At 68.6% G+C, this 25,021-nt stretch carries 22 protein-coding genes and 1 riboswitch; of the genes, 12 read left to right on the forward strand and 10 right to left on the reverse strand.

Annotation, left to right across the window (positions count from 1 at the left end; all coding sequences use genetic code 11):
- Window positions 1-6: 6 nt before the first annotated feature.
- Complete coding sequence (locus MJ605_RS14315; protein ID WP_243042211.1) at window positions 7-1,896, reverse strand: LTA synthase family protein; 1,890 nt, start codon at window positions 1,894-1,896, stop codon at window positions 7-9.
- 242 nt (window positions 1,897-2,138) lie between these two features.
- On the opposite strand from MJ605_RS14315, the gene glnE reads away from it, so the two are divergent.
- On the forward strand, window positions 2,139-4,982 hold the full coding sequence (gene glnE, locus MJ605_RS14320; RefSeq protein ID WP_425601016.1) for a bifunctional [glutamate--ammonia ligase]-adenylyl-L-tyrosine phosphorylase/[glutamate--ammonia-ligase] adenylyltransferase: 2,844 nt from the start codon (window positions 2,139-2,141) through the stop codon (window positions 4,980-4,982).
- Window positions 4,983-5,353: 371 nt separating this feature from the next.
- Here the strand turns inward: glnE and MJ605_RS14325 are convergent, their stop codons facing one another.
- Window positions 5,354-6,334, reverse strand: coding sequence for a mitochondrial fission ELM1 family protein (locus MJ605_RS14325; RefSeq protein ID WP_243042213.1), 981 nt, complete (start codon window positions 6,332-6,334; stop codon window positions 5,354-5,356).
- A gap of 136 nt (window positions 6,335-6,470) precedes the next feature.
- Here MJ605_RS14325 and MJ605_RS14330 point away from each other — a divergent pair, with 136 nt between their 5' ends.
- The 6 genes from MJ605_RS14330 to MJ605_RS14355 all read left to right on the forward strand — a co-directional run bounded on the left by MJ605_RS14330 (window position 6,471) and on the right by MJ605_RS14355 (window position 11,366).
- Window positions 6,471-7,064 carry a malonic semialdehyde reductase gene (locus tag MJ605_RS14330; protein WP_243042214.1) on the forward strand — a complete coding sequence of 198 codons (594 nt, stop codon included), beginning with the start codon at window positions 6,471-6,473 and terminating at the stop codon, window positions 7,062-7,064.
- Between the two features lie 44 nt (window positions 7,065-7,108).
- A complete protein-coding gene (locus tag MJ605_RS14335) occupies window positions 7,109-7,702 on the forward strand; it encodes a YceI family protein (RefSeq protein ID WP_243042215.1) in 594 nt (197 codons plus the stop codon).
- A gap of 137 nt (window positions 7,703-7,839) precedes the next feature.
- A complete protein-coding gene (locus MJ605_RS14340; RefSeq protein WP_243042216.1) occupies window positions 7,840-8,046 on the forward strand; it encodes a zinc-finger domain-containing protein in 207 nt (68 codons plus the stop codon).
- A gap of 98 nt (window positions 8,047-8,144) precedes the next feature.
- Complete coding sequence (locus tag MJ605_RS14345) at window positions 8,145-9,272, forward strand: glycosyltransferase (RefSeq protein WP_243042217.1); 1,128 nt, start codon at window positions 8,145-8,147, stop codon at window positions 9,270-9,272.
- Between the two features lie 58 nt (window positions 9,273-9,330).
- Entirely contained in the window at window positions 9,331-10,602 is a 1,272-nt protein-coding gene (locus MJ605_RS14350; protein ID WP_243042218.1) for an O-antigen ligase family protein, read from the forward strand.
- Window positions 10,599-11,366 carry a glycosyltransferase family 2 protein gene (locus tag MJ605_RS14355; protein ID WP_243042219.1) on the forward strand — a complete coding sequence of 256 codons (768 nt, stop codon included), beginning with the start codon at window positions 10,599-10,601 and terminating at the stop codon, window positions 11,364-11,366. Before MJ605_RS14350 ends, MJ605_RS14355 begins: the two co-directional genes overlap by 4 nt.
- Window positions 11,367-11,378: 12 nt before the next feature.
- On the opposite strand, the gene MJ605_RS14360 is transcribed toward MJ605_RS14355, so the two are convergent.
- Window positions 11,379-12,293, reverse strand: coding sequence for a VirK/YbjX family protein (locus tag MJ605_RS14360; protein ID WP_243042220.1), 915 nt, complete (start codon window positions 12,291-12,293; stop codon window positions 11,379-11,381).
- Between the two features lie 70 nt (window positions 12,294-12,363).
- Window positions 12,364-13,281 carry an LpxL/LpxP family Kdo(2)-lipid IV(A) lauroyl/palmitoleoyl acyltransferase gene (gene lpxL, locus MJ605_RS14365; RefSeq protein WP_243042221.1) on the reverse strand — a complete coding sequence of 306 codons (918 nt, stop codon included), beginning with the start codon at window positions 13,279-13,281 and terminating at the stop codon, window positions 12,364-12,366.
- A 111-nt stretch (window positions 13,282-13,392) separates the two neighbouring features.
- On the opposite strand from lpxL, the gene waaA reads away from it, so the two are divergent.
- Entirely contained in the window at window positions 13,393-14,658 is a 1,266-nt protein-coding gene (waaA, locus tag MJ605_RS14370) for a lipid IV(A) 3-deoxy-D-manno-octulosonic acid transferase (RefSeq protein ID WP_243042222.1), read from the forward strand.
- A gap of 94 nt (window positions 14,659-14,752) precedes the next feature.
- Here the strand turns inward: waaA and MJ605_RS14375 are convergent, their stop codons facing one another.
- The 3 genes from MJ605_RS14375 to MJ605_RS14385 form a co-directional block, all read right to left on the reverse strand.
- Entirely contained in the window at window positions 14,753-16,093 is a 1,341-nt protein-coding gene (locus MJ605_RS14375; protein ID WP_243042223.1) for a TolC family outer membrane protein, read from the reverse strand.
- Between the two features lie 26 nt (window positions 16,094-16,119).
- Entirely contained in the window at window positions 16,120-16,779 is a 660-nt protein-coding gene (locus tag MJ605_RS14380) for a protein-L-isoaspartate O-methyltransferase family protein (RefSeq protein WP_243042224.1), read from the reverse strand.
- A 167-nt stretch (window positions 16,780-16,946) separates the two neighbouring features.
- Window positions 16,947-17,270, reverse strand: a complete 324-nt coding sequence (locus tag MJ605_RS14385; RefSeq protein ID WP_243042225.1) for a hypothetical protein — start codon at window positions 17,268-17,270, stop codon at window positions 16,947-16,949.
- A gap of 111 nt (window positions 17,271-17,381) precedes the next feature.
- Between MJ605_RS14385 and MJ605_RS14390 the strand changes: the two genes are divergently transcribed.
- The 4 genes from MJ605_RS14390 (at window position 17,382) to MJ605_RS14405 (ending at window position 21,264) form a co-directional block, all read left to right on the forward strand.
- Window positions 17,382-18,032, forward strand: coding sequence for a TetR/AcrR family transcriptional regulator (locus tag MJ605_RS14390; protein ID WP_243042226.1), 651 nt, complete (start codon window positions 17,382-17,384; stop codon window positions 18,030-18,032).
- Between the two features lie 80 nt (window positions 18,033-18,112).
- Window positions 18,113-18,207: riboswitch (TPP riboswitch) on the forward strand.
- Between the two features lie 137 nt (window positions 18,208-18,344).
- Complete coding sequence (gene thiC, locus MJ605_RS14395; RefSeq protein ID WP_243042227.1) at window positions 18,345-20,222, forward strand: phosphomethylpyrimidine synthase ThiC; 1,878 nt, start codon at window positions 18,345-18,347, stop codon at window positions 20,220-20,222.
- A gap of 208 nt (window positions 20,223-20,430) precedes the next feature.
- On the forward strand, window positions 20,431-21,021 hold the full coding sequence (locus MJ605_RS14400; RefSeq protein ID WP_243042228.1) for a ferritin-like domain-containing protein: 591 nt from the start codon (window positions 20,431-20,433) through the stop codon (window positions 21,019-21,021).
- 60 nt (window positions 21,022-21,081) lie between these two features.
- Window positions 21,082-21,264, forward strand: coding sequence for a hypothetical protein (locus tag MJ605_RS14405; RefSeq protein WP_243042229.1), 183 nt, complete (start codon window positions 21,082-21,084; stop codon window positions 21,262-21,264).
- Window positions 21,265-21,316: 52 nt separating this feature from the next.
- On the opposite strand, the gene ppa is transcribed toward MJ605_RS14405, so the two are convergent.
- From ppa to MJ605_RS14420, 3 genes are all read right to left on the reverse strand, one after another.
- Window positions 21,317-21,856: an inorganic diphosphatase gene (gene ppa, locus MJ605_RS14410; RefSeq protein WP_243042230.1), complete on the reverse strand. Its 540-nt coding sequence runs from the start codon at window positions 21,854-21,856 to the stop codon at window positions 21,317-21,319.
- 114 nt (window positions 21,857-21,970) lie between these two features.
- A complete protein-coding gene (locus MJ605_RS14415) occupies window positions 21,971-22,807 on the reverse strand; it encodes a 2OG-Fe(II) oxygenase (RefSeq protein WP_243042231.1) in 837 nt (278 codons plus the stop codon).
- 58 nt (window positions 22,808-22,865) lie between these two features.
- Complete coding sequence (locus MJ605_RS14420; protein WP_425601017.1) at window positions 22,866-24,974, reverse strand: prolyl oligopeptidase family serine peptidase; 2,109 nt, start codon at window positions 24,972-24,974, stop codon at window positions 22,866-22,868.
- Window positions 24,975-25,021 lie beyond the last annotated feature (47 nt).

Consider the following 25,021-nt stretch of genomic DNA (forward strand, 5'->3'; position numbering starts at 1 on the left):
CCCGCATCACTGGTGTGCGCCGGCCGATTCCGCCTCATTCACCTGAGGCTGGCTGGCGCCGAGCCCTGCCGTCTGCGTCTCGGCCCTGGGCAGCAGCGGGTCGAGCTTGCCCTTCATACGCAGCAGGGCCACGTTGGCCATGTCGTCGTCGGCCGTCTTTTCGGCGTTGTCCTCCCCCTCCGGCGGCGCGCCGGGCGCGCGGGTGAGCGCGGCCAGTTGCGGCGCGATCACCTGGGTGAGCGCGAAATAGGCGTCGTCATGCACGCCGGCCTGTTCGAGCAGGCGGCCGGGCAGCATCCACGAGGCCAGCGTCTCGCGGTGGGCAGGCGCGGGATTGCGCGGATCGACCAGCAGCCAGGTGCCGGCCTGGCTGAGCATGTCCTTGCCGTCCACGAAGCCGGTGTGCTGGTAGGTGTCGGTGAGCGCGGGCAGGTGGTCGCCGTAGAACAGCAGCAGGGTGGGGCGCTCGCGGCGGGAAAGCAGCTCGGCCAGCCGCCCCAGTTCCTGGTCGGCATGCCGCATGTGGTAGAGGTAGTTCTGCAGCTCCAGCTTGTTCTTGCCGGTGATGCCCTCGGGCACCGGGATGGCGTCGCGCGCCGCCGTGTCCGCCGGCGGCACGTCGTAGGGACCGTGCGCCTCGATGCTGATGGCGAACAGGAACTGCGGCGGCCCCGCATTCTTCAGCTGCCCCATGATCTCGTCGGTCATCGCGCTGTCGGCCATGTACTGGCCGTCCATCGCCGCATGAGCCGGGAAGGACGAGCGCGACACGAAACGGTCGAAGCCCAGCGCGCGGAACGCGGTGGTGCGGTTCCAGAAGCCTGGGTCGTTGCCGTGCAGCGCGATGGTTTCGTAGCCGTGCGAGCGCAATGCGCGCACCATGCTGGGCACCACCTTGTGGCTCATCTGCAGGTAGGGGAACTGCAGGTCGTCGAAATAGCGCAGCGACAGGCCGGTCAGCACCTCGAACTCGGTGCGGATGGTGCCGCCGCCGTAGGTGGGCACGTGCAGCGGGCCGCTTTGCCCCTGCGCGGCGAGGCGGTGCAGGTTGGGCGTAAGGTCGGTGCTCTCGTACCCTCTTACGATCGAGGGGTCGAAAAACGATTCGCTCTGCACCACCACGATATCGGGCAGCTCGCCCTGCGGGCTTGCGGCGGGTTGCAGGTGCTCGCGCAGGGCCGTGCCGCTGCGCTCGATCAACTGCTGCGCCGAGGCGGCGTCGGGCTGCTTGCGGCCATGCCCCTGGTGCAGGTGGAACATCACCAGCGAGCTGACCAGGCCCGAGTGCTCCGCCGTGGCCGAGGCCGACCAGGGTTCGAGCCACAGGTGCCGTCCGCCGTAGATCCTGGTCCAGCCCGGCATGCCCGCCAGCAGCGTGCCGAGCAGCAGGAACAGCGCCACGCCGGACACCAGCCGCTTGCCGCGCGTGCGCCGCGCGAACATCGGCGGCTCCATGCGCCACGCGGCCACGATGATGGCCAACGCGCCGAGCAGCGCCAGGTAGGGCCAAGGGCTGGCCGGCAGGTAGCTACCCAGCAGGCTGAACCCGCCGCGGCGCAGCTGGCCCAGCATGCGGAAATCGGCGGGCATCAGCGGCGTGTTGAGGTTGCTCACCTTCAGTGCGTTGACGCCATACACCAGCGCCTGCAACAGGAAGGCCAGGCCGAACGACAGCAATGCGCGGCGCGACAGTACCAGCAGCAGGATGGCCAGCAGCAGGCCGGGCAAGGCGTTGGCCACGGGGAAGATCGGCTGGCTCAGCGCCTGGGCGGAACCCACCCCGATGCCGCCGTCGACCAGGCCGGTCGCCAGGGTGAAAACCACCGCCAGCAGGGCGATCAACCCCAGGCGGAGGGAAAGCGGACGCGCCGGTAGCGCGGAAGGAGTCACTGACATGATCATGGCATCCTGTTGATGGCTGTCATGGCTCGGACATGAAAATGTAAACAGCCGGGTATGAACCAATTGTTGCTTGTCGTCAGGCGGATACCCCGGCGATATAGGGGCAACGTGCCATGGACGCTGCCCGTGCACGTCGCGGCAACGTGTGGGTACTTGCGGTCATGCGCGGCTCATGTAGCCGTACGGACGGGAGCGCAGCGCCGGTGCCGCTGCGGCACAATGGCCGGATGAATGTCATGCACCGGCCCACGGAATCCCCCGCGCTGCGCGCGCTGATCGACGACCGCTACGGTGAACTGGTGGCCCGCTGCCGCGTGATGGGCGTGCCGCTGCACGACGACGCGGGCGTGGCCGAACGCATTCGCCGCACCTTGCTGGCCAGCGATTTCGCCTTCGACACGTGGTTCCGCCAGCCCCAATGGCTGGCGCCGCAGGGCCTGGAACGGCTGCGCTCGGGCAGCGATGCCGGCGCACGCGCCGATGCCCTGAAGCTGCCCGACGACGAAGCGGTCTGCCTTACCGAACTGCGCCGTTTCCGCCATGCCGAGGCATTGCGGCTGGTGTTCCGCGACATCAACGGGCTGGACGAGCTGCCCGAGACGCTGTCGGCCACCAGCGTGCTCTACGAGGTCCTGCTGGAGGCGGCGCTGGGCTGGTCGGAGCGGGCCCTGGCCGCCCGCTACGGACACAGCCGCAGCCATGAGGGCGTGCTGCAGCGCCTGGTGGTGATGGGCTTCGGCAAGCTGGGCGGCAGCGAGCTGAATTTCTCCTCCGACATCGACCTGGTGCTGGCCTACCCGCACAGCGGGCAGAGCGACGGCGCTCGCTCGCTCGACAACAGCGAATATTTCGTGCGCCTGGCGCGCCAACTGGTGCGCCTGCTCAGCGAACCCACCGTGGACGGCATCTGCGCCCGCGTGGACCTGCGCCTGCGCCCGTTCGGCAACGCCGGGCGGCTGGCGCTGCCGTTCGCGGCGATGGAGCAGTACTACCAGAGCGAGGGCCGCGACTGGGAGCGCTACGCCTGGATCAAGGCGCGGCCGGTGGCGGGCGACCGCAACGAGGGCAAGCAGCTGCAGGAATTGCTGCGGCCCTTCGTGTACCGGCGCTACCTCGACTACACCGCGTTCGCCGGCCTGCGCGAGATGAAGGCGCTGATCGACGCCGAGGTGGCGCGCAAGGACCTGGCGGACAACCTCAAGCTCGGCCCGGGCGGCATCCGCGAGATCGAGTTCGTGGTGCAGCTGATGCAACTGATCCGCGGCGGCCGCGAGCCGTCCCTGCGCGTGCGCGGCCTGCTGCCGGCGCTCACCGCCTGCGAGGCGCGCGGGCACATCACGGCCGCCCGCGCCCGCGCGCTGCGCGAGGCCTACGTGTTCCTGCGCCGGGTGGAGAACCGCGTGCAGATGCTGCGCGACGCGCAGACCCACGACATTCCCGAGGATGCATTGAGCCGCGAGCGCATCGCGCTCGGCCTGGGCGAGGACTCGTGGGAGGCGCTGGAAACGCGGCTGGCGGAGCACCGCGCCCACGTCAGCGAGGAATTCGCCGCGGTGCTGATGCCGCAGGGCGGGCGCACGGCCAGTGCCCCGGTGGCGGACGTGGCGCTGTGGCAGCGCGCCTGCACGGAATCGCTGGACGCGGGCGTGATGGAAGCCGCAGGCTTCAGCCCGGGCGCCGAGGTCGCCGAGACGTTGCAGAAGCTGTCGCAGGCGGGCGCCGTGCGCGCCATGCCGCAGCGTTCGCGCGAGCAACTGGACCGGCTGATGCCGCAGCTGCTGGCGGTGGCACGCGACAGCGCCGCGCCCGTGCCCTGCCTGCTGCGCCTGTGTCGCCTGGTGCAGGCGGTGGCGCGGCGTTCCTCGTACCTGGCGCTGCTGGAGGAGCAGCCGGCCGCCCGGCTGCGCCTGGCGCGGCTGTTCGCCGACAGCGCCTTCCTCGCCGAGCGGGTGATCGCCCAACCCCTGCTGCTGGACGACGTGCTCGATCCGCGCATCGAACAGTTGCCGCTCAAGCGCGCCGACATCGGCGCCGAGATCAGCCGCGTGCTGGCCACGCTGGACGAGCGTGAGCCCGAGGCGGAACTGGAACGCCTCAACGAGTTCAAGGCCAGCGTGGCGTTCCGGCTGGGCCTGGCCTTCAGCGACGGCCGCGCCGATGCGGTGGCGACCGCGCGGCGGCTGGCGGTGCTGGCCGAATCGATCGTGCAGGCGGTGACCACGCTGGCCGAGCGCGACCTCATCGCCCAGCACGGCCGCCTGCCCGGCGGCGGTATCGCCTTCGCCGTGCTGGGCTACGGCAGCCTGGGCGGCGAGGAACTGGGCTTCGCCTCCGACCTGGACCTGGTCTTCGTCTACGACGGCAGGCATGCGCAGGCCATGAGCGATGGCGCGCGCCCGCTGGAAGGGTCGCGCTGGTACCAGCGGCTGGTGCAGCGCGTGGTGAACTGGCTCACCGTGCTGACCCGCGCCGGCCGCCTGTACGAGGTGGATACGCGCCTGCGCCCGGACGGCTCCAAGGGCCTGCTGGTGAGCAGCCTGGAATCCTTTGCCGGCTACCAGAAAAGCCGTGCCTGGACGTGGGAGCACCAGGCGCTGCTGCGGGCCCGCCCGATCGCCGGCGACGCCGCGCTCACCGCGGAGTTGGCCGCGGTTCGCCGCGAGGTATTGGCCACGCCGCGCGACCGCGCGGCGGTACTGGGCGAGGTCAGCCACATGCGCCAGCGCTGGCGCGCCGAGCGCGACCGTTCCGATGACCGCCAGCTCGATCTCAAGCAGGGCCGGGGCGGCCTGCTGGACATCGAGTTCGCGCTGCAGGGACTGGTGCTGGCGCATGCCTCCGCGCACCCGGCGCTGCTGGGCATCACCGCCAACGCGGGCCTGATCGAGGCCTGCCGCAACGCCGGCCTGCTGGATGGCGAACAGGCGGGCCTGCTCGCCGAGGCGCATGCCGAGCTGCTGCATCGCGCGCTGGCCTGCACCCTCGACCTGCGCTCGCGCATCGCGCCGCGCGACGACGAGTTGGAGCGGTTGTGCGGCAACGTGCGGGACGTGACCGCCGCGCTGGGTTTCGCGTTCTAAAGTGCACCGCCATGTTGGATCCAGGGAGAAGCATGGCGCCGCCGATGGTGGTCGCCATTGCCCTCTCCGCCGGAACCCGATTAGCGCCCGCCCCCTCTCTCTGTAGGAGCGCACCCTGTGCGCGACCTGCTCGTCATCCTGGCGCAGGCCGGACAAGCGCGAAGCGCGCAGAACGCCCGTAGGGCGGCCCCGAAGGGGCGAGCGCAGCGAGTCATCCAGTAGCGTCGGTCTTCGATTGTCGCGTCTGCGCCAGGTTGCCGCCTACGATCGAAGGGAGTCCCCCGTGGGACGCGGCGTGCGTTTCGACGTCTCCCACCACTTCGCGGACCAAAAAAGAAAAGACCGGAAAACGCCAAGGCTTCGAACAGATGCTAAGCGCCCTGCTGCTGGCGCCCCGCGATGCGCTCGCGCAGCGTGGCGGCGATCGCCGCCGTTTCGCGCAGCGGCCTTGCCGGCGGCGCGGCGATTGCCTCGATGTCGTACAGCCGGCCGGCATCCCGCAGGGCCTGGTGGAAACGTTGCAGCTTGCCCGGCAGGCCGCCCACCACGAAGGTATGCACCGCGCAGCCGACGGCGCAGGCCTCGGAAAGCATGTTGACCGAGTCGGGCGTGACCACCAGGCGGTCGGCCCAGCCCAGCACGCTGGGATACGGGTTGCTGCCGTCGTCCTGGCCGGCCCAGACCAGGCCGGGCGCGTCGGCCAGCCGTTCGCGCATGCGCTCCACCAGGGCGCGCGGCGTTCGCCGCGAGGCCAGCACCATCAGGCTGCCGCCCTCGGACAGCTGCCGCAGTTGCAGGCGGTAGGCCAATTGCTCGATGTAGTTGCCGTCGAAGACGACTCCCTGGCGCGGTCCGCCCAGCAGCACCCCCACGCGCGGGCGAGGCAGTTCGGCCAGCGCGGGATCGGCTTCGCGGCCTTCCTGCAGCCAGGCGTCGTCCACCGGGTTGAGCGAGCCCAGCGGCTGCAGCACGTTGGGGCCGGACAGCCGGTCGTGCCGCGGGGCGATCACGGTGTCCCAATGAGCGGGGTCGATGCGCGGGTCGAGGATCTGCACGGTGTAGCAATGCCCGCCGCTCAAGGAGTGCAGCAGTCGGGTATAGAGCGCCGATTGCCTGCCGCAACCGATGGCGACGGCGGGCCAGGGCGGCGCGAACTGCAACTCCTGGGTGGAGGACAAGGCCAGCTCGGCGCCGAGGGTGAGGCGGGGCGCCAGCCAGGACCACGGCGCGCGCGGTTCCAACTGCAGGTGGCGGATCGGCATGTCCAGCAGGTCGGCCAGGGTCAGGGCCTGGCGCTGGTTGCCGGCGGCGGCGTCCGTGATGACCCAGCAGTCGCCGCGCGGCTTCAGCACGAGCGCACCGCCGACAGCATTGTTTCCCTCAGAACTACAGTTCGTTTCATCCGCCTGGGTCCAGTTTGACTGCGCCCGCGCTTACACTGGGGAACTGTTGCGCCACCCGCGGCGCGCCATGTCCCAAAGGATACCCATGAGCGAGATGCTTTCCGAGGCCGCCCTCGACCAACTGTTCCGCACCGCCCGTACGCATAACGCGTGGCTGCCGAAAGAGGTGACCGACGACCAGCTGCACCAGCTCTACGAACTGGCCAAGTTCGGCCCCACCAGCGCCAACTCCTCGCCGATGCGCCTGGTTTTCGTGAAGTCGAAGGAGGCCAAGGACAAGCTCGCGCCGCTGCTGTCCGAGGGCAACCGCGCCAAGTCCCTGGCGGCGCCGGTGACCGCGATCGTGGGCATGGACTACGCCTTCCATGAAAAGTTGCCGCAGCTGTTCCCGCATGCCGATGCGCGCAGCTGGTTCGTGGGCAACCAGCCGCTGATCGAGGCCACCGCGTTCCGCAACGCCTCGCTGCAGGGCGCCTATGTGATCGTGGCGGCGCGCGCGCTGGGCCTGGACTGCGGTCCGATGTCGGGCTTCGATGCCGAGGGCGTGAACGCCGCGTTCTTCGCCGGCACCACGGTCAAGGTGAATTTCCTGATCAACATCGGCTATGGCGATGCCAGCCGCGACCTGTTCCCGCGCAACCCGCGCCTGTCGTTCGACGAGGCCTGCCGGATCGCCTGAGCCGTCGATCCGCACAAGCCACCAACCCATTGGAGATCCCCCTCATGCGTGCACTCCGCTATCTCGTCCTCGCCGGCCTGCTCGGCGCCGCCGTCACCGCCCAGGCCGCTCCGGTCACCTACGCGATGGACCCGGGCCACACCGAAGTCCTGTTCAGCTGGAACCACTTCGGCTTCTCAAACCCGACTGCCAACCTCGGCCTGGGCGAAGGCACCATCGTGTTCGACGACAAGGACCCGGCCAAGTCCTCGGTCGAGGTGACCCTGCCGCTGGCCAACCTGGACACCCACGTGGCCAAGCTGGACGAGCACCTGAAGAAGCCCGACTTCTTCGACGCCGACAAGTACCCCGCCGTCACCTTCAAGAGCAGCAAGGTGCAGGCGCTGGGTGGCAATAAGTTCAAGGTCACCGGCGACCTCACCGTGCACGGCGTGACCAAGCCGGTGGTGCTCGACGCCACGCTCAACAAGAGCGGCGAGCATCCGATGTTGAAGGTGCAGACCGTGGGCTTCGACGCCACCGCCACGCTCAAGCGCTCGGATTTCGGCCTGGGCGCCTACGTGCCGAACGTGAGCGACGAGATCAAGGTGCGCATCACCACCGAGGCCTCGGTGCCGAAGGCCGACGCGGCCAAGTAAGCCCGCCACTGGCGCAAAGCCCGCACCGGATCCGGTGCGGGCTTTTTTGTGGGCGTATTCCGGCCCCGGCCCGCCCTCGCGCAGGCGGGCCGGCCTGCTAACATGCGCGGTCCGGTATCCTGATGGAGTGATTTCCCATGTCGCTTTCCCCCGCGGCTGCCCCGCTGATCCCGGCGAATGCCGAAAATCGTTACGAAGTGACGCGCGCGGACCTTCCGCTGTCCTGCCCGATGCCCGGCATGGCGCTGTGGAACTCCCACCCGAAAGTCTATCTGCCGATCGTCGAGGACGGCGGCGAATCCACATGTCCTTATTGCGGCGCGCATTACGTGTTGCGCGACTGACATCGGCCTCAAAAAGTTTCAATTGAAACAATACGCATGGCGGGGTTAGGCACGATTGCTGCTTGGTCACAGGGATGAAGGCACCTTTCGAACCCATCATGGCAGCTGTCGCTACTCCAGCGAGGTCACTGACCGTCGTCCAGTTGATCCCTGCCCTGCAGGCGGGTGGGGCGGAGCGGTCCGCACTGGAGATCGGGCGGGCGCTGGTCAAGGCGGGGCACCAGTCCATCGTGATTTCCGCCGGTGGCCGCCTGGTGAGCCAGTTGGAGGCCGAGGGCAGCCGCCACATCACCCTGGACATCGGGCACAAGTCGCTGGGCACGCTGCTGAAGGTGGGGGCGCTGCGGCGCCTGCTGCGCGAGCTCAAGCCGGATATCGTGCACGCCCGCTCGCGCCTGCCGGCCTGGCTGGGCTGGTGGGCCATCAAGGGGCTCAAGCCCGCGCCGCATTTCGTGACCACCGTGCACGGGCTCAATTCACCTGGCCGCTACAGTGCGATCCTGCTGCGCGGCGAACGGGTGATCGCGGTGTCGCAGACCCTGCGCGACTACATGCTTGGCCACTATCCCTGGTTGGAGCCGTCGCGCGTGCGGGTGATCCCGCGCGGCATCGATCCGGAGGCCTTTCCGTACGGCCACCGGCCAGACGACGGCTGGCGCAAGGCATTTTTTGCCGAGTTCCCCTCGCTGGCGGGCGCGCCCCTGCTGACCCTGCCGGGACGCGGCACGCGCCTGAAGGGCCATCACGACGCCATCGAGCTGGTGGCCGAGCTCAAGCGCCGCGGCATCGATGCGCGATTGCTGCTGCTGGGCGTGATCGAGCCGGGCCGCGAGGCCTACGTGGACGAGCTGCGCCAGCTCATCCGCGCCCGTGGGGTGCAGGCGCAGGTGGTGATGTCCCCGTCGCGCGCCGACGTGCGCGACATCTATGCGATCTCTGCCCTGGTGCTGCAACTGTCCAACAAGCCCGAGTCGTTCGGGCGCACCGTGATCGAGGCCCTGTCGCTGTGCCGGCCGGTGCTCGGCTACGCGCATGGCGGCGTGGGCGAGCTGCTGGCCGAGCTCTATCCGGCCGGCCGGGTGCCGCCGGCCGACCGCGAGCGCCTGGTGGAGCGCGCGGCCGAGCTGCTGCGCGTGGCGCCGCCCATTCCCATGCTGCAGAGCTACCGCCTGTGTGACATGCAGCAGGCCACGCTGGCCCTGTACGACGAGCTGGTCGCCGCCTGATCCCGTCCCGCCGGACGGCTCGCCTACAATGCGCGGGCCGCGATCACACGATGCCCGCATGAGCCCTATCGCCGTTTCCCTGAAGGCTGCCCTGCGCTCGCCCCTGCTGCCGTACTGGCTGGTGGTCGCCCTGCTGCCGCTCGGCCGCAGTTCGGAACTGGGCACCTTCCTGTGTCTGGTCGGCGTGGTGCTGCTGTTCGCGCGGCACCCGGGGGCGCTGCGCGAGCACGCCGGCGCGCGGCTGCTGCTGTGGCTGCTGGGCGCCTACGTGGCGGCGGCGCTGCTGTCGGCGGTGGACTCGCTGGCGCCGGGCAAGAGCTGGTCCACCGTGGCGGCCCTGCTGCGCTACGTGCCACTGGGGCTGTATGCCTGCTTCGCGATCCGGCGCGAGGACAAGCTCGGCGCGCTGTACCTGGCGGTCGCGGCGGTGGTGGCGCTCTGGACCCTCGATGCCTGGGTGCAGGCGCTCACCGGCTGGAGCCTGGGCGGCCGTGCCGCGCCCGAGCGCCTCTCCGGCATCTTCGGCGCGGCCAACCTTAAGCTGGGGCCCACGCTTTCGGTGCTCTCGCCGTTCGCGCTGTGGGCGGCCCGGCGGCGCTGGGGCCTGTGGGGATGGCTGCTGGCCTTCGTGTTGTTGTTGGGGCCGGTGCTGCTGTCCGGCTCGCGCGCCTCGTGGGTGTGCTACGCCCTGGTGGCGCTGGGCTATGCCTGGCACATTGCCGGCTCGCCGCGGCGCTTCTTCGCCATGGCGGGCCTGGGCGCGCTGCTGCTGGCCTTGGCCGGCGGGATCGCCTGGAAGACGTCGGGACGCTTCCAGGCGCGCATGGAACACACGCTGCAGGCGGCGCAGGGCTCCAGCCAGTCGCTCGACGCGGCCTTGAGCGGGCGTCTGGACATCTGGCGCGCCAGCGTGCGGATGTTCCGTGCGCACCCGGTCAATGGCGTGGGCGTGCGCGCCTTCCGCAATGCCTATCCCGCCTATGCGCCGGCCGATGACCACTTCGTGGTGTCCGAGGAGGCCTGCGGCGTGGGCGAGGGCGCCTGCCATGCGCACCAGTGGGTGCTGGAGGTGCTGACCGAAACCGGCGTGCTCGGCCTGCTGTGCTGGCTGGCCGCGATCGCGCTGGCGCTGTCCGCCTGGCGGCGCGTCGGCGCCGAGGCACGTACCCGCGCCTTCCCCGCGACGCTGGCGCTGGCCGTGATGCTGTTTCCGCTCAACACGCACCTGGCCTTCTATTCGGCCTGGTGGGGCCTGCTGTTCGCCTGGCTGCTGGGCCTGTGGTGCGCGGCGCTGTACGTGGTTCCCGCACGCAGCGGGGCATCGACATGAGTCGCGAACCGCTGTCGGTGGTGGTCATCACCTACAACAACGCCGACACGCTGGATGCCTGCCTCGCCCAGGTGGACTGGGCCGACGAGATCGTGGTGCTCGATTCAGGCTCGACCGACGACACCGTGGCCATCGCCCGGCGGCATGGCGCGCGGGTGGCCGTGCACCCCTTCGACGACTATGGCCCGCAGAAGCAGCGCGCCTACGACATGGCCAGCCACGACTGGATCCTCAACCTGGACGCGGACGAGATCCTCTCGCCCGGCACCCGCGAGGAGATCGAGCGCGCGCTGACCGCGCCACGCCATGCCGGCTTCCGCCTGCCGCGCCGCGAGCGCATGTTCTGGACCTTGCAGCACCGCTGGAGCTGGCGCAACGGTCACCTGCGCCTGTTCGACCGCCGCCGCGGCGGCATGAACGACGTCGAGGTGCATGCGGCGGTGGAAGTGCGCGGGCCGGTCAAGACGCTGCGCCGCGCGGACTTCGTCAACGATGGCGACGGCGACATCGCCACGCGGGTGGACAAGATCAACCGCTACACCACCGGCATGGTGGCGTACAAGCTGCGCAAGCAGCAGCGTTTCACCGGCCTGCGCATGGTGTGCTACCCACCGCTGTTCTTCCTGCGCCAGTACCTCGGCAAGCGCTATTTCCTCAACGGCTGGGCAGGCTTCATCGCCAGCGTCACCGGTGCGTTCTACGCCTTCCTCAAGTACGCCAAGCTGCACGAGGCGCGCGAGCGGGCACGCCGCGAGCGGCGTTGAGCGCCACCCGGCTCAGGCCGCCTGCGGCCAGGCGGCGGGTTCGCCGCGCAGGGCCGCCAGCAGGCAGGCGCATGCCTCGCGGCGCAACTGTTCGCGGCGACGGAAGGCCGAGCGATGCTTGCTCTCCACCTGCGCTTCGTCGCGCGCGGGCTCGCCCACCGGCAGGGCATAGAAGCCGTCGGGCTGCAGCATGCCCTGGCACTCCTCCCAGAAGCCGTCGTAGTCGGCCTTGATCTTGTCGGCCTCGCCGGCGAACGGATGCGACAGGCTGGAAACGCCGCGTATCCGGCGCGCGCCGGAGAACGCACCGAACGCGAGCAGCAGCGAGTACAGCAGGTTCTTCGGGCGCAGCCCATGGCACTGCCTGGTGAGTTCGCGCACCGCCTCGCGGCCCAACTCCGGCGCCGCGCCCTGTATGCAGCCGACCAGCAGGCTATGGCCCTCGTCGGCCACGCTGAAGGTCAGCGAGGACAGCAGCTGGCCCTGCGTGTTGACCAGACACAGCGCGAGTTCGCCCTCGCGGCTGCGGCCCAGCGGACGGCGCAGTTCCAGCAGCAATTCGCTGCCGTCCTTGAGGGGCAGGGCGCCCAGCAGGTATCGGCCATCGAGGTAGATCGCATCCACCAGGGGCGCGGGCAGGCGCTCGAAGGCAAACCGGTAGTGGCTGCGGATGACGGCCAGGCGCTGCGCGCGGCCCAGTCGGCGGTTGATGTAGGGGTGGTGCCAGCGCTCGTGCAGGCGCGGGTCGTGCGCCAGCACGGCCCGCAGCCGGGGCGAGCCGTACAGTTCGCGCAACCAGGCCGATTGCCGCCGCGCCATGCGGGCGCAGCGGACGATGTACTTCAGGCCGGCTGCAAGGCGCTTGGGGAACGGGCCTCGCCAGTCGCGGCGCTTGCGCAGGGAGCACAGAAACAACCGGAATGACATGGGGAAACAGGTGTCGCGGAAAACACGGGTGGCTTTCTACCCGCGCAGGCTGACATTCACCTGTCCACATTCAATAAATCGGCGGGCTACCTTCCGGCCGCGTCTTGAAACGCTTGTGCACCCACAGGTACTGCTCGGGCGCGGCGCGCACCATCGCCTCGATGCAGGCGTTGACGCGCGCGGTATCGTCCAGCGGGTCGGCGGTGGGGAACGGCTCCAGCGGCGCGCCCAGGCGCAGCGCATAGCCCTCGTTGCCTGGAAGCCGGCGATGGTGGAACGGGATCACCAGCGCCCCGGACAGGCGCGCCAGGTGATGCGTGGCGGTGATGGTGGCCGCCGGTACGCCGAAGAACGGCACGAACACGCTGTCCTTGCTGCGCATGTCCTGGTCGGGCGCGTACCACAGGGTGCCGCCGCCGCGCAGGTACTTCACCGTGCCGCGGATGTCGTCCTTGTCGAACATCGCCTCCGCATAGCCCAGGCGCGCGCGCAGCACCACCCATTCGAACACCGCCGAATCCATCCGGCGGTACATGCCCGAGATGAGGATGCGCTGCGAGACCAGCCGCGCGCACAGTTCCAGGTGGGAGAAGTGGCCGCCCACCAGCAGCACGCCCTTGCCCTGGGCGCGCGCCGCCTCCAGGTGCTCCAGCCCCTCAAGGACGATGGGCATGCGCGCGATGGCGCGCTCGCTGCCCAGCCAGCCCAGGGCGAACTCCACCATCATCAGGCCGATGTCGCGCAGATGCGCGTCCACCAGCGCAGCCTGCTCGGCCTTGGACAGCTCCGGGAAGCACAGCGCGATATTGGCTTCCGCCACGCGCCGCCGTGGCGAGGGAAACCGCTGCACCAGCCAGCCCAGGCCGCGACCCAGCCCCATCAGCCATGGGCGCGGCAGGCGCGCGATCGACCAGATCACGCCCACGCCCAGCCAGGCGGGCCAGTGCTGGGGTGCGAGCAGGGAGCGGGTGAACGAAGGGCGGGGCATGCCAGGCATTCCGTCCATTGTAGGGAACAAGCGATAGCGAGGCGAGCCGCGCGGCCCGGGGCGCGGACGGGCGACCCGATATACTGGCGCCCCGTTTCCCAAGGCTTCCCCTTGCGCTATCTCTACACCCTCGCCATGTACCTGGTGACGCCGATCTTCGTGCTGCGCCTGCTGGCGCGCGGCGTGCGCTACCGCGACTACCACAAGCGCTGGCGGGAGCGCTTCGGCTTCTTCAGCGCGCCGGGTGTCAAGGGCAGCCTGTGGGTGCATGCCGTGTCGGTCGGCGAGGTGAATGCCGCCGAGCCCCTTATCAAGGCCTTGCGCAACGACTACCGCAACGCGCCCCTGGTGATTACCACGGTGACGCCGACCGGTTCCGAGCGCGTGCGCCAGCTGTTCGGCGACAGCGTGTTCCATGTCTACCTGCCATACGACCTGCCGTTCGCGGTGTCCCGTTTCCTGCGCCGCGTGCGGCCGCGCCTGGCGATCATCGTGGAAACGGAGATCTGGCCGAACCTGTATTTCGCCTGCCGCCATCGCGGCATCCCGATGATGATCGTCAATGCCCGCCTGTCCGAGCGTTCCCTGCGCGGCTACCGGCGGCTGGGCAGCCTGGTCTCCAGCGCACTGGGCTGCGTGCGCCAGATCGCCGCGCAATCGCGCACCGATGCCGAGCGCTACCGCGTGCTGGGCGCCGTGCCGGAGAAGATCGTGGTGACCGGCAACCTCAAGTTCGACATGCCGGTTCCCTACGACGCCGAGTTGAAGGGCGAGGACCTGCGCCAGCAATGGGGCCGGCTGCGGCCGGTATGGATCGCGGGCAGCACCCACGAAGGCGAGGAGCTGCCCGTGCTGGAGGCCCACCTGGAGGTGCTCACGCGCTGGCCCGATGCCCTGTTGCTGATCGCGCCGCGCCATCCCGAGCGCTTCAAGCTGGTGGAGCACGCCGCGCGCAGCCTGGGCTTCACCGTGGGCACGCGCAGCAGCGACCGCGTGCCGTCGTCCATGCACCAGGTGTTCGTGATCGATGCCATGGGCGAGCTGATGCCCTACTACGCCGCCTCGGACCTGGCCTTCGTCGGCGGCAGCCTCGCGCCGGTCGGCGGCCACAACGTGCTGGAGCCGGCGGCACTGTCCAAGCCGGTGCTGGTGGGGCCGCATACGTTCAATTTCGAGGAGATCACCCTCACCCTCATCCAGGAGGGCGGCGCGCTGCGCGTGCACAGCGCCGATGAGCTGGGCGAGCGGGTGCTGCAGCTGCTGCGCGACCAGCCGCGCCGCGAGCACATGGGCAAGGTGGCGCGCATCGTGTTCGACAGCGAGCGCGGCGCGGTCAAGCGCGTGATGCACATGGTCGACAACCTGCTGCAGGAGTGAAGGCATCCGCGTGCGATGGACGTCTGGCCGTCCATCCGGAAACGATGAGGCCGGGACATGCCCGGCCTCGTCCGCAAGCAACGCCGATGAAGGCCTACTGCAGCATCGAGTTGACCAGCTCGACGTCCTTCAGGTCGATCGAGCCAGCCGACTCCTTGAGTGACAGCTGGTCGAGCACCAGCTGGTGGCGCGACTGCGAATAGCTGCTTTCCGCCTGGGTCAGGGTCTGGATCGCGTTGAGCACGTTCAGCATGGTCTGGGTGCCCACGTCGAAGCCGGCGCGGGTGGCTTCCAGCGCCTTCTGGCCGGACTCGACCGAGGCCTTGTTCGCCTCGACCTGGCTGATGCCGGCCAGCACCGAGCGGTAGAAGTTGAGCGTGTCGCGCACCACCTGGCGGCGAGCCGATTCCAGCGCGTCCTGCGCCTCGTCGCGCTGGTAGATCGACTGGCGTACGCGCGACTGGGTGGCGCCGCCCGAGAAGATCGGGATGCTCACCGACAGGCCCACCGTGGTGCCGTAGCTGCCGTTGCCCGGCACGTTGTAGTTGCCGTGCTGAAGCCAGGTGGCGTCCTTGCCGCGCGACACCGAGGCGTTCAGCGTAGGCAGGTGGCCCGCGCGGGCGGCGTTGATGCTGTCCTCGGCCGCCCTGACGTTGTACTGGTTGGCCTGGATGGTGGCGTTGGTGGTGATCGCCTGCTGCACCCACACGTTCGGGTCGGCCGGATTCGGCGGGGTCAGCGGCAGGTCCTCGCGCAGCTTCTTCAGCTCGCCCACCGGCTTGCCGGTGATCTGGGTGAGCGCTTCCTTGGCGTCGTTGAGGGTGTTCTGCGCGGCGATGGTCTGCGCCTTGGCCAGCTCGTAGTACGACTTGGCCTGGTAGACGTCGGTGATTGCCGAGAGACCCACCTTGAAACGCTGGTCGGCCTGGTCGTAGGCCTCCTTGTAGGCGTCCTCGTTGGCCTTGGCGAACACCAGCGCATCCTGGCTGGTGAGCACGCCGAAGTAGGCCGTGGTCACGCGCACGTACAGGTCCTGCAGGGCGGCCGCATAGGTAGCGTCCTGGGAGGAGGCCTGCGCCTTGGCGGCCGACAGGTTGGCCCACTGGCTCAGGTCGACGAGCGACTGGGTCAGCGTGGCCGACAGCGAGCGCGTACGCGAGTGGCCGTAGTCGCCGAGGGCGCTGGTGCCGCTGTTGTCGTAGCCGCCGCCGCTGCCCGACTGCTGCGTCAGGCCGAAGCTGCCATTGAGCTGCGGCAGCATCAGGGCACGCGCCTGGGTCACGCCTTCACCCGTGGCCAGGCGGGTCGCTTCCGCCTGGGACAGCACCGGGTCGTTGGCGCGGGCTTCTCGGTATGCATCCAGCAAGTCCTCGCTGTGGCCGGCCAGCGGGAACGCCGACAGGGCCAGGGCAAGGGTCAGAAGCTTCAAGCGCATGGGTTGCCTCATGTTTGGGGAATGGGTCAGAAAACGAAACGGTGCGGCGGTTCGGCGTGCTTCAGGTACGGCAGGTCGGTCTCGAACAGCGCTTCCTCGCGGTAGCGACCGTTGCCTTCGTGGGTCAGCAGCAGCACCTGCTGCACCGGCGATTCGCCGCGCACCACCAGCAGGCGGCCGCCGGGCTTGAGCCAGGCCAGGAAGCGTTGCGGGATCTGGTACACCGCGCCGGTCACCACCACCGCGTCGAACAGGCCGCCCGGTTGCCAGCCGGCCACCGCCTCGCCGGTTTCCAGCTTGACGTTGGCGATGCCGGCGTGGGCCAGGCGGTCGCCCGCGGCGGCGGTGAAATCGGCATGGATGTCCACGCTGGTGACGCCCGCCGCCAGCCTGGCCATGCACGCGGCGAGGAAGCCCGAGCCCGTGCCGATCTCCAGCACCTGGTCAGTGGGGTTGAGTTCCAGCGCCTGCAGCACGCGCCCCTCGACCACCGGCTTCATCATCACCTCGCCGTGTCCCAGCGGCAGGCACAGGTCGGCGAAGGCCAGCTTGCGGTGCTCGGGGGCAACGAAGTCCTCGCGGCGCACGGAGCCGAGCACGTCGAGCACGCGGGCATCCAGCACCTCCCAGGGGCGCACCTGGTTTTCCACCATGTTCAGTCGCGCCTGTTCGAAGTTCATTGCCATCTTGCTTGCGTCCTGTACGGATCGAGAAAAAGGCTAAAAAGCATAAGCGCTTAGCCATCTTCCGACAATGTGCAAAGCCTGCGGCCTGGTAGGGGAGCTACGAAGTGCCGGAAGTCATCGCGCGAAGTTGACGGAAGTCATGCATGGCCTGGTGTCCGCGGACACACTCAGGCGCTGCGGCGATGATTCCCCCGCTGCACGACAGGCGTGTTGCCGGGCAGCCTGGCCATGGCATCTTGCATGGCCTGGTGCAACGAGGTGTCAAGGCGCCGGACGCGCGGCTCGGGCGAGGCGGCGCCCTGGCTTTGCGCGGCGACCTCCAGCCAGGCCAGCCAACGTGCCAGGCGCCCGTGTTCGGGGGCGTCGAGGCCGGCCAGCGCGGCGCGCGCGGCGAAGGCCGCCTGGCGCATGCGGGCGGAACCGTGTTCGAGCCAGCCGGCCACGGCGCGCTGTGCGAGCCGATAGGTCGGGCTCAGGCAAAGTTCTGACATAGTGGTGGTCATGCGCCAAGCCGTGTATCGTGGCGATGGAAAATAACTAAACCGACGCGTATACTAAACGCGTGTTACCCGTTTGTGAAGCCATTTGTGAAGGTATAGCCCATGAGCACGATCCCGCAGACCAAGCCTCAGGGGCCCGGCCGTCCCAAGGACATGGAAAAGCGCGCGGCGATCCTGGAGGCCGCCAAGGCCCTGTTCATCCGCAACGCCTTCGCCGGCACCAGCATGGATGCGGTCGCCGCCGAGGCGGGCGTATCCAAGCTCACCGTGTACAGCCACTTCGGCGACAAGGACAACCTGTTCCGCGAGGTGATCCGCGCGCGCATCCAGGACCTCTGGCCGGAGGACACCTACCAGTACGTGCCTGACGAGGATATCGGGGTGACGCTGGAGCGCATCGCCCTGCATCACGTGCGGCTGGACTGCGACGTGCAGAACGTGGGCACCTTCCGCGCCATCCTCAGCGACTGCCGCCAGGGCAACCCGCGCTACGGCAAGCTGCTGTGGGAGGAGGGCCCGGACCGCACCCACGGTCTGATGAGGCGCCTGCTGCAACAGGCCGTCGACGACGGCAAGCTGGACATCCCCAATGTCGCGCGCGCGGCGGGACAGTTCATCTCCCTGATCAAGGGCGAGATGCTGCTGCGCCGCATGTTCGGTTGCGAGGAGTGCGCCCAGTCCTACGCCGCGGAGCTGGAACAGACCGCCCGCGATGGCGTGAACATGTTCCTGCGCGCCTACCTGCCGCGCTGAATCGCGCCTACGGCAGAGTCCGCCACTGGCCGCTTGTGGCGCTGCACTCGCGGGCGACCCCGCTTCGTGCTCAAATAGGCCCCTTGAAGCGGGGGTGCCGGCAACAGCCGGCTGAGAGAGTCCCTTAGAACCTGATGCGGCTAGTACCGCTGTAGGGAGCTTCGCCGCATGGCCAGGCATGGCCTTGCGCCCGGCGCCGCCGCTTCTGTTGCTGGTATGCGAATCCGTTCGCGACATCCCGTACCCCGTGTACGGATCCCCCAACAGAGCGTGTCCCCACGGGGACCTCGCCACGACACCGGACCCTAGCCGATGAATGCCCTGCCCAACGACCTCGCGCGCGCCGCGCAGGAACTCTCCGAAGCCGTGACGCGCCCGATCCCGGGCTCGCGCAAGATCCATGTGCAGGGCAGCCGCCCGGACCTGAAGGTGCCGATGCGCGAGATCGGCCAGGCGCAGACGCCGACCCTGTTCGGCGGCGAGGACAACCCGCCGGTCACCGTCTACGACACCTCCGGCCCGTACACCGATCCGGACTACAAGGTGGACCTGGTCACTGGCCTGCCGGCGCTGCGCGCCGCCTGGATCGCCGAGCGCGGCGACACCGAGCAACTGGCCGGCCTCAGTTCCGCCTTCGGCCGCCAGCGCGCCGCCGATCCCAGGCTCGACGCCTTCCGCTTCACCGCCACGCGCGCGCCACGCCGCGCCAAGGCGGGCGCCAACGTCACCCAGATGCATTACGCGCGGCAGGGCATCGTCACGCCGGAGATGGAATACATCGCCATCCGCGAGAACCAGCGCATCGAGGTGCTGCGTGACAGCGCGCTGCGCACGCAGCATCCGGGCGAATCGTTCGGCGCGGCGCTGCCGAAGCTGATCACGCCGGAATTCGTGCGCGACGAGGTAGCGCGCGGCCGCGCCATCATCCCTGCCAACATCAACCATCCGGAAAGCGAGCCGATGATCATCGGCCGCAACTTCCTCACCAAGATCAACGCCAACATCGGCAACAGCGCGGTGAGTTCCGGTATCGCCGAGGAAGTGGAGAAGCTGGTGTGGTCGATCCGCTGGGGCGGCGACACGGTGATGGACCTGTCCACCGGCAAGCACATCCACGAGACGCGCGAGTGGATCATCCGCAACTCGCCGGTGCCGATCGGCACGGTGCCGATCTACCAGGCGCTGGAGAAGGTCGGCGGCGTGGCCGAGGATCTCACCTGGGACATCTTCCGCGACACGCTGATCGAGCAGGCGGAACAGGGCGTGGACTACTTCACCATCCATGCCGGCGTGCTGCTGCGCTTCGTGCCGCTCACGGCCAAGCGCGTCACCGGCATCGTCTCGCGCGGCGGCTCGATCATGGCCAAGTGGTGCCTGGCGCATCACAAGGAAAACTTCCTCTACACGCACTTCGAAGACATCTGCGAGATCATGAAGGCGTACGACGTGTCCTTCAGTCTCGGCGATGGCCTGCGCCCGGGCTGCGTGGCGGACGCCAACGACGCGGCGCAGTTCGGCGAGCTGGACACGCTGGGCGAGCTGACCCAGATCGCGTGGAAGCACGACGTGCAGGTGATGATCGAAGGCCCCGGCCACGTGCCCATGCAGCTCATCAAGGAGAACATGGACCGCCAGCTGGAGAAGTGCCACGAGGCGCCGTTCTACACGCTGGGGCCACTGACCACCGATATCGCGCCGGGCTACGACCACATCACGTCCGCCATCGGCGCGGCGATGATCGGCTGGTTCGGTACCGCGATGCTCTGCTACGTGACGCCGAAGGAACACCTGGGCCTGCCCAACAAGCAGGACGTGCGCGACGGCATCATCGCCTACAAGATCGCCGCGCACGCCGCGGACCTGGCCAAGGGTCATCCTGGCGCGCAGGTGCGTGACAACGCGCTCAGCAAGGCGCGCTTCGAATTCCGCTGGGAGGACCAGTTCAACCTGGGGCTGGACCCGGAGAAGGCGCGCGAGTTCCACGACGAGACGATGCCCAAGGACGCGCACAAGAGCGCGCATTTCTGCTCGATGTGCGGCCCGAAGTTCTGCTCGATGAAGATCACCCAGGACGTGCGCGACTACGCCGCCGAGCACGGCACGGGCGAAACACAGGCGCTGGAAGAGGGCATGGCCGAGAAGGCGGCCGAATTCCGCGCGCAGGGCGCCGAGGTCTACCGCAAGGCCTGATCGACGTTTCCCCTGTGGGAGCGCCCCCTGTGCGCGACCGTGGCGCTGCGGCTTGCCGCTTTGCCGGGTGTCGCGCACAGGGGGCGCTCCCACAGGAATGCCGTGCCCGCATGCGTGCCTTCAACGGTTCTCGCCGATTTCACCTGCGTTTCGCGCGTCGCCGCCTAGGGTCGGGGCCTGGCCCTAGCCAGCCCGCCGGAGGCATGCCATGGCAGCCAAGCCATTCGTCACCGATATCGAGACTATCCGCCGGCGCGCCCGCGAGCACATCGACCAGGGCGCGATCACCGCCGGCTACAGCGCCGACCGCAAGACAGTGGTCAAGCTGCTGAACGAGGCGCTGGCCACCGAGATCGTGTGCGTGCTGCGCTACAAGTATCACTACTACATGGCCAAGGGCATCCATGCCAAGAGCGTGGCCGCCGAATTCCTTGAACACGCCAACGAGGAGCAGGGCCATGCCGACCAGATAGCCCAGCGCATCACTCAGCTCGATGGCGCCCCCAACTTCTCGCCGGAAGGCCTGCTCTCGCGCAGCCACGCGGACTACGTCGAGGGCGACGATCTGGTCGACATGATCAAGGAGGACCTGGTGGCCGAGCGCATCGCCATCGACAGCTATCGCGAAATCATCGACTACCTCGGCGCCAGCGATCCCACCACGCGGCGCATGATGGAAGAAATCCTCGCCATGGAGGAGGAGCACGCGGAGGATCTTGCGACCCTGCTGGAGGAGCTGGGCAAGAAGGGCGAGCCGGCCAAGCCGGGACCCGACAGGCGCAAGCCGGGCAAGGGCTGACGTCAGCCGCGCCAGGGGTGGGGCGTTAACGAAAGACACCTGTCCAACAGGAGAAGCGTCATGCCAATGACGAACCCTGCGGCCCGCCAGGGCCATGTGATCTTGAGGGCCGTGCTGGTCGCGCTGTCGATCGCCGTGCTGGCCGTGTGCTTGCTGATGTGGTGGCTCACGGTGTTCGATACGGCGCAGCCCATGGCCGCGGCCCATCCACCGGCTGCCATGGCCGCCTCGCCACGCGGCTGACAGGCGCAAAAAAGCGCGCCGCCGTCCGACGGGCGCGCTTTTGGCGGGAGGGTCAGTCCTTCTGTTCGGTAGCGTAGCGGGTCACGCCGGCCTGGATCTCGGCCTTGGCCTCCTCGGCGCCGACCCAGCCCTCGACCTTCACCCACTTGCCCTTCTCCAGGTCCTTGTAGTGCTCGAAGAAGTGGCCGATGCGCTCCAGCCAGTGGCCGGACACCTGCTGGATGTCCGTGATGTGGGCGTAGCCGGCGAACACCTTGCCGATCGGCACCACCACCAGCTTCTCGTCGCTGCCGGCCTCGTCGGTCATCTTCAGCATGCCGACCGGCACGCAGCGGATCACCGCGCCCGGCACCAGCGACAGCGGCAGGATCACCAGCGCGTCCAGCGGATCGCCATCGCCGCCCAGGGTGCCCGGCACGTAGCCGTAGTTGCAGGGATAGCGCATCGGCGTGGACAGGATGCGGTCCACGAAGATGGCGCCGCTTTCCTTCTCCACCTCGTACTTGACGGGTTCGGAGTCCTTGGGGATCTCGATGACGACGTTGATTTCGTCCGGAACCTTGCGGCCGGCGGAGACGAGGTGAAGACCCATGGGTGGTGTCCTTGGCGTGGTCGGAAACAAAGACCCGGAAGGATACGGCAAAAGGCTGGCGCGCCGCAGCACCATGCGGTTTCGCGCCGGACTATGTTCAGGCTGCGGTGCCGCTCAGGCTTGGTAGGGACGTTCGCGCAACCATTTGGTGGCGATCCATTTTTCGCCCTTGATGACGGGCAGGCCGGCATGCAGCGAGGCCTCGTCGCCCGTCTCATAGGCGAAATAGACGGCCGAACCGCGCAACGCGGTGACAGTGAAGCCCAGCCGGGGAAAGCCGGTGCCGCCGCCTTCCTCGGGCGTGTTGAGGTACATCACCACGCTGGCGATGCGCTGGCCGCCGCGCGCAGTGACGGCGGCGAAGCCCGGCTGGGTGGGGTCGAACCAGTCGAAATGGGGCTCGTATTCCTGGCCCGGCAGGTAGTGCAGGATCTGCAGGCCCTCACCGTGGCTGACCGGCATGGCCAGCAGCTCGGCGATGCGCTGCTCGATGCGCGTCACCAGCGGCGTCTCGCCGATGCGGAAGAACATGCCCTGGCTGGTGCGCCGCTCGTCGGTCTGGTGGCGTCCCTCCACGTCGACCGTCTGCGAGCGCTGCAGGCGCGGCTTCGCCTCGGCGATCAGCGCATCGCATTCCGCTGCGGTGAGCATGTTCTCGAGCACACGCACCACCGGTGTGTCGGTGCTGGCCACGACACGTACCACGTGGCCATCCACCCGCTGTTGCGGAGGCTCGGGATGGCGCGCGCGGCGTCCGGCGAAACCCGGCTTGCCGGCGGCCATCACCGTGGCCAGCGGCAGGTTGAGCACGCGAGCCACCATCTGGCGGCTTTGCTCGCCGCCGTAGCCGGCGTCCTTCATCAGCTTGAGCAGGTCGCCGAGGCTATGGCCGGAACGGGCGGTGGCGAGGATCCACTCGCGAAGCTCGGGGCGAATCGTATGGTTGTTCATCGAAGCTAGGGAGGTGCGCCGGCAGGGACCGGCGCACCATGTTACGCACCCGGCGGGCCTACTTCACGTGGTCCCACAGGTAGGTATAGCCCAGCGCGCTCATGAAGGCCGCCTGCTTGTTGTCGGCCGCTGCGCCATGCCCGCCTTCGATGTTCTCGTAGAAGCTGGCGTCGTAGCCCAGCGCCTGCAGCTTGGCGGCCATCTTGCGTGCATGCACCGGCCCCACGCGATCGTCGCGGGTGGAGGTGGTGAACAGCACGGGCGGGTACTTCTGGCCGGCCTTGGCGTTGGTGTAGGGCGAGAAGGTCTTGATCCAGGCCCATTCCTGCGGTTTGTCCGGGTCGCCGTATTCGGCGATCCACGAGGCGCCGGCGGAGAGGTGCGTGTAGCGCTGCATGTCCAGCAGGGCCACCTGGCTCACGATGGCGCCGTACAGCTGCGGATACAGCGTGAGCATGTTGCCCATCAGCAGGCCGCCGTTGCTGCCACCCATCGCGCCCAGGTGCGCTGGCGAGGTGATCTTGCGCGCGAACAGGTCCTGCGATACCGCGGCGAAGTCCTCGTAGGCGCGCAGGCGGTTGGCCTTGAGCGCGGCCTGGTGCCAGCGTGGGCCGTATTCGCCGCCGCCGCGGATGTTGGCGATCACGTACACGCCGCCCTTTTCCAGCCAGGCGCGGCCCACGCTGCCGCTGTAGCTGGGCTGCAGCGAGATCTCGAAGCCGCCGTAGCCGTACTGCAGGGTGGGGTTGTTGCCGTCGGCCTTGAGGCCCTTCGGGGCGATCTCGAAGTAGGGCACGCGCGTACCGTCCTTGGAGGTGGCGAAGTGCTGGCTCACCTCGTACCTGGAGGCATCGAAGAAGCTCGGGCTGTGCTTGACCGGCTGCGCCTCGCTTTGGCCCAGCGTGCCGTAGTAGAGCGTGGTGGGCTGCAGGAAGCCGGTGACGGTGAGGAAGTAGTCGTCGCTCGCGTCATCGTCCACGCCGGCGGCGGCAATGGTGGAGAGCTGGGGCGCGCCGCCCAGGCTTTCGCGCTTCCACTCGCCGGGGCCGGGCGTCAGCACTTCCAGCCGGTTCACCACGTTGTCCATCACGTTGAGGATCAACTGGTGGCGCGTCCATGAATAGCCGTCCAGGGCGGTGGTGTCGGTGGGCTCGAACAGCACGGTGAGATCGCGCTTGCCGGCCATGTAGTCGTCGAACTTCGCCGCGAGCAGCGAGCCGGACTTGTAGGTGCGGCCGCCCACCGTCCAGTCGCTGCGCGGCTCGACCAGCAGCCATTCACGGTGCACTTCGCTGTTGGCGTCGTTGGGCACGTCGATGCGGGTGAGCTTGCCGTCCTTGCCGCGCACGTAGCTTTCGCTGTCATAGAAGGCGATCTGCCGCGTGACGAAGTCACGCTCGAAGCCCGGCGTGTTGTCGCGGAAGGCGGTGACCGTCATGTCGGTCGGCTTGACCTCGTACACGGTGCTGGCGCTGGCCAGCGGTGTGCCGCGCTTCCATTCCTTCACGATGCGCGGATAGCTCGAGGTGGTCATCGAGCCGGGGCCGAAATCGGTGGCGACGTAGAGATGGTCCTTATCCTTCCACGCCACGTTGCTCTTGGCCTCGGGCAGCGTGAAGCCGTCCTTCACGAACTGCTTGCCCGGCAGGTCGAACTCGCGCACCACGTCCGCGTCGGCGCCGCCGCGCGAGAGCATCACCAGGCAGCGTCGATAGTCGGGCTTCAGGCACTGGGCGCCGTGCCATACCCAGTTTTCGTTTTCCGCCTTGGCCAGCGCGTCCAGGTCGATCACCGTTTCCCAGTGGGGATTGTCCTTGCGGTATTCGGCCAGCGAAGTGCGCCGCCACAGGCCGCGCGGATGGTCTTTGTCGCGCCAGAAGTTGTAGAAGGCGTCGCCGATCTTGCTGACCATCGGGATGCGGTCGTGCGAGTCGAGCACTTCCAGCAGGCGCGCATCGAGCTGCTTGAACTCGTCGCTGTCGGCGTACTTGGCCACGGTGCCGGCGTTCTGCTGCTTGACCCAGTCAAGCTGCTTGGCGCCGTCGATGTTCTCCAGCCACAGGTTGGGGTCCTGGGCGGTGGGGGCGATGGTATCGGCTGCGTGTGTCATGCCGCTTAGTGTGAGGCCCAGCGCCAGCGTCAGCCAGAGTCGAGTCCGGATGGCCATGCGGTTTCCTTGTGATGGTGTGAAGGCGCAGTGTGCGGCGCGACAAG

This window comes from Dyella sedimenti (assembly GCF_022760995.1).
GTDB lineage: Bacteria > Pseudomonadota > Gammaproteobacteria > Xanthomonadales > Rhodanobacteraceae > Dyella > Dyella sedimenti.